General features: G+C 40.9%; 8 protein-coding genes and 1 pseudogene. All 9 read right to left on the bottom strand.

Translation table 11 applies throughout. The annotated features are described in order from the left end of the window. Window positions 1-40: 40 nt before the first annotated feature. Window positions 41-4,759 (bottom strand): annotated as a pseudogene (locus tag BQ2679_RS04795) (Ig-like domain-containing protein); the annotation flags it as partial. A gap of 288 nt (window positions 4,760-5,047) precedes the next feature. Beyond that, window positions 5,048-6,796 carry a glycoside hydrolase family 13 protein gene (locus tag BQ2679_RS04790; protein WP_075566796.1) on the bottom strand — a complete coding sequence of 583 codons (1,749 nt, stop codon included), beginning with the start codon at window positions 6,794-6,796 and terminating at the stop codon, window positions 5,048-5,050. A gap of 274 nt (window positions 6,797-7,070) precedes the next feature. After that, window positions 7,071-7,658 (bottom strand): SMI1/KNR4 family protein, encoded by a 588-nt coding sequence (locus tag BQ2679_RS04785; RefSeq protein WP_075566794.1) that lies wholly within the window; start codon window positions 7,656-7,658, stop codon window positions 7,071-7,073. Between the two features lie 44 nt (window positions 7,659-7,702). Continuing rightward, window positions 7,703-8,770 (bottom strand): ankyrin repeat domain-containing protein, encoded by a 1,068-nt coding sequence (locus BQ2679_RS04780; protein WP_075568053.1) that lies wholly within the window; start codon window positions 8,768-8,770, stop codon window positions 7,703-7,705. A 189-nt stretch (window positions 8,771-8,959) separates the two neighbouring features. Next, the gene (locus BQ2679_RS04775; RefSeq protein ID WP_075566787.1) at window positions 8,960-9,715 is read right to left on the bottom strand and encodes an SDR family NAD(P)-dependent oxidoreductase; all 756 of its coding nucleotides are present in this window, start codon (window positions 9,713-9,715) and stop codon (window positions 8,960-8,962) included. A gap of 20 nt (window positions 9,716-9,735) precedes the next feature. Further along, window positions 9,736-10,665: a ribonuclease Z gene (gene rnz / locus BQ2679_RS04770; protein WP_075566782.1), complete on the bottom strand. Its 930-nt coding sequence runs from the start codon at window positions 10,663-10,665 to the stop codon at window positions 9,736-9,738. A gap of 14 nt (window positions 10,666-10,679) precedes the next feature. Further along, window positions 10,680-11,303 (bottom strand): cystathionine beta-lyase, encoded by a 624-nt coding sequence (locus tag BQ2679_RS04765; RefSeq protein WP_075566780.1) that lies wholly within the window; start codon window positions 11,301-11,303, stop codon window positions 10,680-10,682. Continuing rightward, on the bottom strand, window positions 11,296-12,534 hold the full coding sequence (hflX, locus tag BQ2679_RS04760; RefSeq protein ID WP_075566778.1) for a GTPase HflX: 1,239 nt from the start codon (window positions 12,532-12,534) through the stop codon (window positions 11,296-11,298). Before hflX ends, BQ2679_RS04765 begins: the two co-directional genes overlap by 8 nt. After that, window positions 12,527-13,411 (bottom strand): tRNA (adenosine(37)-N6)-dimethylallyltransferase MiaA, encoded by an 885-nt coding sequence (miaA, locus tag BQ2679_RS04755; protein WP_075566776.1) that lies wholly within the window; start codon window positions 13,409-13,411, stop codon window positions 12,527-12,529. Before miaA ends, hflX begins: the two co-directional genes overlap by 8 nt. Between the last annotated feature and the right edge of the window lie 106 nt (window positions 13,412-13,517).

The following is a 13,517-nucleotide window of genomic DNA, read 5'->3' as shown; positions in this document are numbered from 1 at the left end:
GCTTCAGTTTTTCTCATTACTTCCACGTGTGTGCTCAACAGAAGTGTAGACGGTATTTTCCTAGAATATCTCCATTCTCAGCCTTGACAACAACACGAACTGGATCACCTTCACGTACGCTTGGTACAATTGTTGCAATACCATTATCTGATACACTTGCCATTACAGTTACTGCTTGGTCTTCTTTAGCTTCTATATAATAGTCAGTCAAGCCTGGGTTAAAGTCTGGCAAATCTTTTCCATCTACTTGGATTTGAGCATAAGCTTTCTTAGCTGCAGCTACTTGTTTAGAAAAGATTTGAATTTCTGTAATAGAGATACCTTTTTTCCCATCTTCTCTAACCATACGGATGCGAACCGCGTATGTGTTGACTTTATCAAAGCTAAAGTGGGTCATTTCTCCAGCTTTCACTTGATCTGGAGCTTTAAGATTTGTCACTTGTTTCCAGTTATTGTCATCGTTAAAGACGTGGTCTTCACTAGCTACAAAGCTTGGGTTCTTAGGAACTGTTGGAACATCTGTTCCTACATAGTATTCGATGACATAAGACTTAGGTGCACCAACACCGTGGTCTTCGTGGAAGGCAACATTGAGATTGTCAACTGAACGTTTAGACATAATTCCAGAGTCACCAAATAGGATTCCGACCGATGCTTCACTTGTACGGTTCCAGTTTGTCCAACGGTTAGCTGGTTGGTTGTTGTATGAGATTAGTTTATCATTAACATTTGCTACCGAGTCACTTGGATTTGAGTCTGATGCAAAGGCAAGTGGCAACTCTGAACCTGTCCACTGGTCAGAAATGTTAGCACCAGTTTCTGTCTGAGCAGAAACACGCACATGAAGTTTCGTTGGTAACTGAGTACCTTCGACATGCCCTGTCACTGTATAGCTACCTTCAGTTGCATATTGGCTTGGGTCAATAGCATCCCAAGTCACTTTAGCTGAAGATACTTGGCCGTTTGAGTGGTAAGTACGAATACTTTCTGGTAATTGAGGAGCTTCTGAAACTGGAGTTGTTGTAGTCACTTCTTCGACTGCAATGATACCTTCTACAGAAACTTTAGCATGAGCTTCGTTTTCAATTCCTTCTACTTTACCTAGAACATCAAAGCTATTGTATTTAGCAAGGTCTTCCTTAGCAACTGCTTGCCAAGTTACCTTGTGAACTTTTGGAAAACCTTTATCGTACTCTACAGTTACTGTATCAGGTAGACTTGGTTCTTGGTTCAAACCTGTCACGACACTTACTGGACGAATGGCCTGGACAACTTTATTTTCAGTATTTGCCTGAATGTTCAAGTCAATCTGACCTTCAGCTCCTTCAAATTGAGCTTTCAAAGTTACTTGACCAGGTTTATGCAATTCAAGCATACCTTTACGAACAGTTACGTCTCCTTCACCTGATGTTGAGAAGGTTACCTTGTCAGCTTTTAATACGGCCTGAGTTCCATCTTGATAATGAGCCAAGATTTTGATACCAACTGTTTGGTCTTCTTTCAGTGCGTCTGCATTTTCAACTTCTAGGCTTAAACGTTCAATCTGAGGAGCTTCTTGTAAGAATTGGATAGCATAAGTCTGAAGTGCTCCACCATCATTTGGTTGAACATAAATACTAGCACGCATACCATTTGCTTCGTTAGCTTGAATAACAGTAACTTGCGCATTTTCAGCTAAAGCTTTGACTTCAGGCAAAGTAGCTCCATAAGCAAGTTTATGGTATAGAACCTGTTGATCAGTTGAGAGTCCTTCTACAGGCTGGTCTGCAACAGTTACAGTCGGTACTACTGGTGAAGCCGCTTGACCTTCGGCAACTACAAAGGTTGCAGCGATTTCATCATCACCTGAAATTCCTTTGGCTTGGATACGAGAGCCTGGAATAGTTAATTTAGCTTGATCTTCAGCTGCAACTTCCCACTTATCAACATCATAGCTTCCTACAGTACCATCTGACAATACATAGCTAACAGATGGATCAACCGTACTCAGATCTGTACTTGGTGCAATTCTCTTAACTACAGGTAATTCTGCTTCGAGTGCCAAGACTTCAACACGCGCTTCCACATCTCTTCCGTCAGCCACACCTTTAACAGTAAAAATACCAGGTTGGTTGACATCAACTGCGGACCATTCTACTGGAAGTTTTGCACGGCTGCCATCACTGTAGATAAATCCTACTTTTGAAGGCATTTTCGCTGCTTGACAGATTACTGTACGAACTTTAGGAACCTCTGTACCAAAAACAGTTTTTTCCTCTTGGTCTTTCTTACCTGTAAAGATAGTTGTTTGACCAGATTTCAAGAAATCAGAGTGAGCAGTCAAGGTGAATTTACCTGTTTGCTCAGTTGACTTAACAATCACAACACCCTTACCATTAAAGGCTTTGCGAATCCATGAACCATCTGCTTGTTCTTTGTAATGTTCACGGCTGGCTTGTTCCCCGTTATCCACACCGACAATTTGACCTTGTCCATGCAACTGGAAGCGAACAAGATTATTGGCTGTAGGAACTACGTTACCTTTACTGTCAACAATTTCGTAATAGATATAAGTGAGGTCTTTTCCGTCAGCTGCGATAGCATTTTCTTCTTTGACCAAACGAACCCCTGCAGGTTCTCCAGCAGTCACAATCTTATCACGAGCAACGATATTACCAGCTTCGTCACGAGCTACTGCTTCTAAAGTACCTGCTTCAAAAGCGACCTTCCATTCAAGGTAAAGTTCATTAGCGTTGGCACCTTCTTGGTAAGTGCGTCCATCACTTGTTTGTTTCTTGTTAAAGTTTTTCTTACCTAGTGACTCACCATTTAAGAACAGTTCCACACTTGCAGCATTTGAAAATGCACGAACAGGAATCTTACCATCTGCATCAGCTACATTCTCTTTTAGGGTAGGATTTTCCCAGTTCCAGTGAGGAAGCAAGTGAACCATTGGTTTCTTCTCAGCAGAAACCCATTGGCTTTGGTACAAGTAGTAATCATTCTTTGGAATACCAGCTGTATCTACGATACCAAAGTAAGAGCTTTTAACCGGTGTGTGGTTTTGGTTGTGCCATGGAGTCGGTTCACCGATATAGTCCGTACCTGTCCAGATGAACTGACCTGCATAACCAGCATTGTCACGGTCAAAAGTCCAAGATGCTGTAGCTGTTTTACCCCAACCAACACGGTCATTACCGTAGTCTGATTGCTCGTAATGACGGTAAGCCTGATTGCTGTGGACCAATTCACGTTCTGGGCGGAAATAACTTCCACGTGTACGAGTAGCTGAGGAAGTTTCAGATCCGTAAATCAACCAATTTGGATGTTCCGCACGAAGTTTCTTGTAGTTATCTTCTGAGTAGTTAAAACCAACGGCATCAAGTTCATTGGCAATATTTTCATGGTCACCACTACCATCACCAAAGCGGAACTTATCTGCTCCCATAGTGACATAGCGTGTCTTATCAACAGCCTTAATAACTTGAACCAAGCGTTTAACTGTTGCTAAAGAACGAGGTTTTCCGTCTGCTTCACCGATTTCATTACCGATAGACCACATAACGATAGCAGGGTTGTTCTTTCCTCGTTCAACCATGGTACGAAGGTCAAAATCAGACCATTTTTCACCTTTTTTAGCATCTGGGTGAGTGGCATCTTTATCAAAGAAGCGACCGTAGTCATATGGTTTCTTACCACCATACCAAGTATCGAAGGCTTCTTCTTGGACCAACAAACCAAGCTCAGCAGCAATCTGCAAAGTCTGCTCACTAGCTGGGTTGTGAGTTGTACGGATAGAGTTTACACCCATATCCTTCATTTGTTTCAGACGACGGTATTCTGCCTTATAGTTTTCTTCAGCTCCAAGAGCACCATGGTCATGGTGAAGAGAAACTCCATGGAATTTAATACGTTCACCATTCAAAGAGAAGCCTTCATTTGGTGTCCAGTTGTAGTAACGGTAACCAAACAAGTCCTTCTTAGCATCGACCAATTGACCATCACGATAAACACGTGTCACCAATTCGTAAAGGGCAGGCTTGTCGCTATTAACTGTCCAAAGTTTTGGTTTATCAACTTGTAAAATAGCATTCAAGCTGGCTGATTGATGAGCTTTCAAGACTTGACTAGCTGTACGAACTAGATCCGTTACAGCTTGACCATTACGTTCAATGATTTGATACTCAGCAAGAATTTCATGATCTTTATCATCAGTATTGACAATCTTACTTGTTACATGAGTATCAACCTTGCCATTTTGTTGTTTTTCAAGGTCTGGTGTTAAGATAGTTGTTCCATTTTTCTCAGTATGAACCTTATCTGTGACTTGAAGGGTAACATCACGGTAAATCCCGCTTCCTGAGTACCAACGGCTACTTGGTTGTTTGTTGATTGCATGCACTGCTACGACATTCTCGCGACCGTCTTTATGGAGATAGTCAGTGATGTCATATGAGAATTGGTTGTAACCATTTGGATAGTGACCAACTAGCTGTCCATTTACATAAACCTGAGAATCCATGTAAACCCCATCAAATGTGATACGAACATTCTTATTGAGGTCTTCTTCATCGAGTTTAAAGGTCTTACGATACCAAGCATCACCACCATTAAGTTGCCCACCTTCGTTTTGGGCAGGTGAGTCATGGTCAAAGTCATTGTAGATACTCCAGTCATGAGGAAGGTCTAATTTCTTCCAACTAGAAACATCGGCATCTGGCTTGACTGCATCTTTAGCATTGGCGTTGAGCTTGAAATGCCAGTTTTGGTTGAATTCTCTTACTCGATTATCAATCAATATGTTCGCCCATCCTTGCTCTTTATTTTCATGAGTCATCATCTTCATTCATATTTTATACAATTACAATAGATACATCAATAGTTTCTCGAAAAAAGCATACTTCAGACTATGATTACTAAAATTAGTAGAAAATATTGGATATAAAAAACTGTATTGAGGCATTATGTAGAATTACTAAATCATATACAAAATAAAAGGTCGCTCCTTTATAGAAACAACCTTCTAAATTATTTTTCACTGATATGGCTAATACCCCAATGAACCATGCTAGTCTATCATATAAACTACAAAACCATCTGGCAAGATGACTTGCTGACCATCTTCAAACTGGCAATGGCTCGCTAAGTCAACTGAATCTCTGTCTAAAGTATATTTCTCAGAAGACTGATTGAAGATGGCTTGAACTTCTTTTCCTTGGTAGTTCCACTTCAAGGATAGGACATCTGGTTTCAATTCTTCCAAGCGATAATTTCCATGCTGAATAATGTTTGCAACTTCCTTACGAACCTTGATTAATTTCTTCATGAAATTCAGCATGTCATTGTCTTCAGAAACACGGTCCCAAGGCATGACACGACGGCAGTCAGGATCTGGTCCACCAATTAGTGCTAGCTCTGTTCCGTAATAGATACAAGTAGTCCCTCTTTGAAGGTAGAGGAAAGTTAAAGCAGCCTTGACATGTTGCACATTTCCTTTGGCAGTCGTGAGGATACGCTCTGTATCATGAGAATCTAAAAGGTTAAATATTACCTCTGAGATTTGTTGCTTGTAGTACATAGACTGGCTATTAATTTCTGAAATAAACTGCTCTGTCTTTTTACGCTGACGCAAGAAATAATCCTTGATACTTTCAGAGAGCGGGTAATTCATGACAGCATGGAACTCGTCCCCTTGTAGCCAAGGTTGTGAGGTATGCCAGATTTCACCTAAGATATACAAATCAGGCTTTTTAGCGAGAACTGCCTTTCTAAAATCTCTCCAAAACTGGTGGTCGATTTCATTGGCAACGTCCAAGCGCCAAGCATCAATATCAAAATTTTCAATCCAGTAAGTTGCAACGCTGAGGAGATAGTCCCTAACCTCCGGATTAGCTGTATTTAACTTAGGCATATAGCTAGCAAAGGCAAAGGTATGATAAGGGAGTTGTCTTGGATTCTGAAGTTTATCCTCAGTAACTGGAAATTCTTGGATATGGAACCAATCTTTATATGGTGACTTTTCTCCGTTCTTTAGAACATCCTGCCATTGGGCAGACTGGTAGCCGATATGATTGAAAACAGCATCTAGCATAATCTTAATGCCACGTTTATGAGCTTCCTCGACTAGATTAGCAAAAACTTCCTTATCCCCAAAGTGACGGTCAATTTCAAAATAATCCGTCGTATCATACTTGTGATTGGTTGTAGCTTCAAAAATCGGACATAGATAAAGTCCAGTGATTCCCAAATCTTTAAGATAGTCTAAATGGTCGATAATCCCTTGTAAATCTCCACCAAAAAAATCATCCCTATTAGGTGCAATGGCAGCATTCCACTCTCGAGCTCCATCAGGAGTCAATTTAGGATTTCCATTAGCGAAGCGTTCTGGGAAAATCTGGTACCAAACGGTATTTGAAACCCAACTTGGAACATGACAACCATCGATTTCGTGAATGTATGGAAGTTTAAAGCCGTTTCCATCAGCATCCAAGTTTTCTTGAGTATGTTCTACGCAACCCTTATCACCGTAAAAAACACCCTGACCTTCCTCATCAAGGAGCTCAAAGATATACTGAATCCGTGCAAAATCAACCGATACCGTAACCTGCCAATAGTCAAATAGGGCATCTGAGGTTACTTTGGTCATTTCTTTCTTGGCTTCATACTTATCCTCAATGAAAATAAAGGGATCTCCATAGTGTAAGATAACCTTCTGGACATCATTTTTCTTCGTTCTAATTCGGATATGTAGCTGACCTTCTTTGTAAAGATAAGCATACTCTGATTCTGGTCTATGATAAATGGCTGTTAATTCCATCATTTGTCTCCTAAAATTAATAAAACGCAAACGTTTTTATAAACGATAGAACTAGTATACTATTTTAAGATTCGATTTGCAATACTTGGTCAAATTTGACAAGAAAACAGCTCAAAATAGATACTGTAGAATAGCACCTATCAATAAAAAGCTCCCAAATTCAGCCTCACAGCCTAGTCAATCTGACAAAGGGCAAGTTCTTTTAATCCTCTGTCGTACAGGAAGATTAAACAAATGTTATCTGTTATATTTTGAACTTGGTACATTTGTCCGTTTATACGATCTCATCCATTATCCCTTCAATCAGATTTGTAAGGCTTTTAGCCGCATAGATCACCTGGTCAGGATCATGGATATAGCAAATAATCTGCCCTTCCTGCCCCTCCTGGTCTGGATCAAAATCCAGCATAAGATAACAAGAGTCACAATACTGAGCAAAAGGAAGCCATTTTTTATTAAAAAGATAGGGCTTAATTCTACTATCACTCATATTTTCCAGGTCTTGACTAGAAAAATAGTCGGGAAATTCGGTTAACAGAGCATCTCTATTTTGAAAGTACTTTTTACAAGTCTCAATTTCCTGCAGACTCATGAGAGAAAAAGTCAGATTTCTCTGGTCAATCACACAAGGTAAAATAGAGAGGAATTTACTCCCATTTTTATAGCTATAAAGCTCTTTGAAGTCACTAGGTAGATGAATACCAAGTCTTTCCTCAAAGCCTTGAAGCTCTTCCTCAGAAGCACCAGAAATATTCTGATAATCATCTAGGTATTCCTCTTCCACAGGATCATCCAAATCCCAGTCTTCAAAATACTCACAAATATAAGTTTCTAATTTCTTAACTTGGTCAATTAGTTGCATAATCCCACCATGATTTCTTTATTTTATCTGTCTTCCAATTCTTTTTAACGCTTATAACTTGTTTTTTCTAGGAGAAGGGGTTCAGGATTTTGCTTAATCCAAGCAAGAGCTAACTGACACAGGCGGTCTAGGCGAGGCTCGTCATCAAAATCTTTACCATGAACCTGAGCAATAAGCTCTTTAGTCTCTTCTAATTCTTGATCTGAAATAGGGATTCCTAGAGACAAGTATTGAGGGAGAGCCTGAAGCATTTTTCTATAGTCCCTGTCCCAGTTGACCCCACCATTGCGATCCAGTTCATCTCGAACTCGACCTGGTATACGGATAACTTCTCCCTGAACAGTTTTGGCTGCTCCACTTGAAGGAATCAAGAAAGACCATAGTTCCTCATATTGCTCCTCCCAGCTACCTTCTTTTACGAGAATCGGAGAAACTCCATCGTGGGTTATTCGTTTTGCTACCGGCTTGACATCAAACAAAGCATAAAGTTTTTCTAGACCCTGATCTGCTGCTTCTAGATAGTCGGGATTGATCCCTTCTCTATGAAATTCAAAATCTTTACCGATATTTTCGACCTTTTCTTTCATAGCAGATGTTTTCTTAGCACCTGCATCCAGCAACATAGAGGCAATTTCAGCTGTTTGGGCAATATAGATTCCTCGACAGACAGTGAGTACAGAATCTAGTGGGGTCTGTCCCCTATCATTTTTATGGTTGACATTTGCTTCCTTTTCTATGAGAAGTGCAACGGTCTTAGGATGAAAAAACTCTGCTGCCATATGCAAGGGTGTATTGCCATAAGTATTGGTTTTTTCAATGTCTGCACCCAATTCGAGCAAGAGTTTTACAGTATCTCTTCCCATGGTTGCCTGACGATACAAAGGAGTCGCTCCATAATAATCAGGGATATTGATATCCAAGCCCTCTTCTACAAGCCAAATAACCAGTTCATCAGGTACACCACCGAAATGGAGAGCCGTACTTAAGCTATATCTACCATCATGGGCAGTTAACTCACACTTATCATATACGGCCTTTAATTGGTCAATATTGCCATCAGTTAGTAGTTCATTAAAGTCCTTGGGTAAGGTAACTCTTTTCTTTTTTGCCATTTTTTCTCCTGTATCCATCATTCTATCTTTTTGTACCTAGATTGTACTCTAAGTATCTTCTTGATTTCTTTTATTTGTATTATACCCTAAAAGCTATGAATAGGCACTAATAAGCTTGATTTTTAATTTTAAAACACTCTTCTTTCATGAAATTAAATCAAAAAGCTATTCCTTAAAGGAATAGCTTTTTTACTTATAATTAAAAGTTTCTCCTGCCAACTTATCTGCTAACTTGGGAAAGAGGGTATAAAATTTATGAGCTAAATTTAGCAAGGCTGGGAGATTGAGATCGCGTTTGTTTTTTCCGATAGTCTTAACAATCTTTTGCGCGACAGCATCTGGTTCCAATAGAAAACGGTCGACCGATTTGAGGTAGGTCCCATCTGGGTCTGCCTGGTCAAAAAATCCTGTACGGATAGGTCCTGGATTAACAGTTGTCACATAGACACCATAGGGCATGAGCTCAAGGCGAAGAGCATTTGAAAAACCAATGGTCGCAAACTTGGTCGCAGAGTATAGACTAGACTTAGCAGTCGCAATCAAACCTGCCATACTAACGATATTGATGATATGGCCTTTTCGAATCTCCTTCATACGAGAAGCAACCAAACGTGATAGATTCATAAGAGCAAAGGTGTTAACCTCAAACATTTGATGAATGTCTTGATTAGAAATCTTGTTAAAATCTTCAAAAATTCCGTAACCAGCGTTGTTAATTAAAACATCAATCTTGCCATAACGCTGATAGAGTTCAGCAACTAGTTCTTCTAAGGCTTGAGCGTCGGTAATATTAATTTCAATCAATTCTGCCTGAGGATGATTTCCGTATAGCTGAACTAGTTTTTCCTTATCTCTGCCGAGTAAGATGAGTTGGTCATTTGGCAAGAGTTTGACCATTTCTTGGGCTAGACCACCGCTAGCACCTGTAATGAGAATGGTTTGCATGATTCTCCTTTCTCTAGAAACTAGATTTCCACTTCTTCAAGGTCTTTAACCACATGGACATTTTCAAAAATCGTTGCAGCATCTTTCTTAAGCTGGCTGATATCTTTTGAAAGGAAACGGGCGCTAATATGGTTAAGCAAGAGTCGCTTAGCTCCCGCTTCTACTGCAATTTGAGCAGCCTGCATATTGGTTGAGTGGCCATGATTGCGGGCAATTTTCTCATCACCTTTACCATAAGTGGATTCATGGACAAGGACATCTGCATTAACAGCCAGACGCACACTGGCATTGGTTTTTCGAGTGTCACCTAAGATAGTGATAATCTTACCAGGGCGTGGGGCTGAGATATAGTCTGCTGCCTTAATCTCGGTGCCGTCTTCTAGGACTACATCCTGCCCGTTTTTGATTTTACCAAAAAGCGGTCCAAATGGTACGCCGGCAGCCTTGAGTTTTTGAGCATCCAGAGTGCCTTCTAGGTCCTTTTGCATGACACGGTAGCCGACACAGAAAATAGTGTGATCCAACTCTTCCGCATACACCGTGAATTTATCGGTTTCAAGAATTTTCCCTAGAGAAGCTTGGTCAAATTCATGGAAATGAATCTTATAGGGCAGGCGTGAACCTGACACTCGTAGACTGGTCAAGACAAAAGATTTGATGCCTTGGGGACCATAGATTTCCAAATCTGTCTGTTCTTCATTGGCTTGAAAGGCACGACTAGAGAGAAAACCAGGCAATCCAAAGATATGGTCTCCATGTAAGTGGGTGATAAAGATTTTGCTGATCTTTCGTGGTCGAATCGTGGTTTCCAGAATGCGATTTTGCGTCCCTTCTCCACAGTCAAAGAGCCAGACTTCGTTAATCTCGTCCAAGAGTTTCAGGGCGAGACTTGAAACGTTGCGGGCTTTAGAGGGCTGACCAGCCCCCGTTCCTAAAAATTGAATATCCATTCGATACTTTCTAATTAATCAATATATAACATAGCAGTGCGATTTTCTGAGCGATAATAAAACTTGCCAGAAAAAGCTCTAGCTTCTTGCAGTAAATCCTCTTGGCTATAACCTTTGAGACGCTTACGACCATCTGCCAAACTTTCCAGATCTGTCAAGGCTGTGAGATTTTCCACGTTAACAACATCCTCTTCTCCAATCGCCTTCATGTAAATCTTACCAGACTCCACAAAAACTAGCTGATGGGGAAAAATTTGCGCAATCTCAAAAAGTAATTCATCCGTAATTGTTTCCTCGTTCTCTGAGAAAATTCGACCTAGTCCTTCTTTTTCGTAGCAAAATCCAAAGGATTTACCAGATAGATTGAGGCGAATAAAGGGCTTGCTTTCTTCCGTGAAACTTGGTTCAACATTGTAAAGATTTAGTTCTTGGCTGACTTCTGCAAAATAATCGGTCGCAGCCTCTGGGCTCTTTTTTTGGTAGAGCTCGGCAAAGTAGGCATTCACTACGCTGGGTGGAGGTGTAATGAGAGCTAGTTGCTCCTCTTCAGACCTACCAGCTAAAAATTGGTCCAGATATACCTTGTCTAGACTTGTATAGCCACCATATTTGAGAGCTAACGTTTTGATATCAGTCATAAAATTCTTCTAATCTCCATTTATTTTTCTCAGAAATGTAGCCTCTGATGACTTCTCCATCATCTTGGTAGTCACGTTCTTCTAGAATCGCAACACTTTCTAAATCATGAATCTTGTAAGATTTAGAAAACGGCACGCGCAGAGTAAAGGGTCCAAAAATTTCCTTAATCTTATCCAGCAATAAAGCCTGCAACTGTTCGCGACTATCCTTAGACTTAGCAGAAATCAATGCATATGGCGTTTGAGTAGGCGTAAAGTTCTCCACCAAATCTGCTTTATTATAAAGGGTTAAGCGAGGAATATCCTCCATGTCCAAGTCTTTCATGATAGAGAGGACTGTTTTTTCATGTTCCTCATGATAAGGATTGCTGGCATCGATGACATGGACCAGGAGATCTACATGCTTGCTTTCTTCCAAGGTTGATTTAAAACTCAACACCAACTCTGTCGGTAGGTCTTGGATAAATCCAACGGTATCTGTCAAAGTTACCTGTAGATTGCCCCCCAGATGGATGCTTTTAGTTGTTGCATCTAGAGTTGCAAAAAGCTCATCTGCTTCATACTGGGTCTTGCTGGTCAAAGTATTCATAATAGTTGACTTCCCAGCATTTGTGTAACCAATCAAACCAATCTTAAAGGTACTTGACTCCAAACGTTTTTCCCGAACTGTCGCTCGGTTTTTCTCAACCACCTTGAGTTGACGTTCGATATCTGTAATCTGGTTGCGAACACTACGACGGTTAAGCTCCAGCTGACTTTCACCTGGACCACGGGAACCAATTCCCCCTGCCTGACGACTGAGCATAATACCCTGACCAACCAAACGAGGCAAGAGGTATTTGAGCTGAGCTAGATGCACTTGGAGTTTGCCTTCATGGCTTCGAGCTCGCATGGCAAAGATATCCAAAATCAACTGCATACGGTCAATGACCTTGACACCTAAGACTTCCTCTAAATTGACATTTTGTCGAGGTGTCAGACGGTTATTGACGATGACAGTCGTGATTTCTTCTGCGTCCACCATTTGAGCAATTTCTTCCAACTTACCAGAGCCGACAAAGGTCTTAGAGTCGTATTTTTCTCGTTTTTGTCTGTAGCTATCTACCACAACTGCTCCAGCTGTCTTAGCCAGACTAGCTAGCTCTTCCATAGAGAGGTCAAAATTATCCATGCCCTGGAGTTCAACACCAATGAGCAGGACTCGCTCCTCTTTTTTCTCCGTTTCAATCATTTAAAAACTCCTCAATCTGGCTTAAAATACGCTCTTTCACACCAGATTCTCCTATCTGATAAAAGGTCACCTGCATGCGATTGCGGAACCAGGTTAGCTGGCGCTTGGCAAATCGGCGAGTCGCTTGCTTGAGACTATCCCTAGCCTCCTCCAAACTCTGCTCTAATCGAAAATAGGGGAAAAGTTCCTTGTAACCTATCCCTTTAGCAGCCTGCACATCTGGATAATGGTCAAACAACCACTTGGCTTCGTCTAGAAGTCCAGCTTCAAACATCAGGTCCACTCTGTGATTGATACGCTCATAAAGCTGACTACGCTCATCATCCAAGCAAATAATCAGCGGATCATATAAACTTTCTTGATTTTCCAAATCTTGACCAAAATGGGCAATTTCCAAGGCACGCATAGCACGACGACGATTAAACTGGGGAATTTCAAGACCTGCTTGTTCCACCAGATGGGCTAACTCCTCATCTGAAACAGGTTCTAAGCTAGCTCGGTAGGCTAAAATATCCTCGTGTGGTGTCTCTCCACCTAGATGATATCCCTCTAGTAGGCTCTGAATATAAAGTCCTGTTCCACCAGCGATAATAGCAAGCTTACCACGATTTTGAATATCCTCGATGGCTTCCTTTGCTTCTGAAACAAAATCAAAAGCCGAGTATGACTCGGTTACATCTCTCACATCAATCAAGTGATGAGGAATAGTTGCCTGCTCCTCCGGACTTGCCTTAGCTGTTCCAATATCCAGGCCTCGGTATACTTGTTGGCTATCCCCACTGACTACTTCACCATTGAAACGCTTAGCAACTTCAATGGCTAGGGCAGTCTTTCCAACAGCTGTTGGGCCAACAATCACAATTATTTTGCTTTTCATCGTTTTTCCTTGAAAAATTCCCATTTTTTCGTTACTATTATTATATCACAAAAAGCACAGTCAGAAAAATGCTATATTTCTAGCTAATTCTGCCTGATATATAAAT

Source organism: Streptococcus timonensis (assembly GCF_900095845.1).
Classification (GTDB): Bacteria; Bacillota; Bacilli; order Lactobacillales; family Streptococcaceae; genus Streptococcus; species Streptococcus timonensis.
Note: the sequence above shows the minus strand (reverse complement) of the source record. Positions and strands in the feature narration are given on the sequence as shown.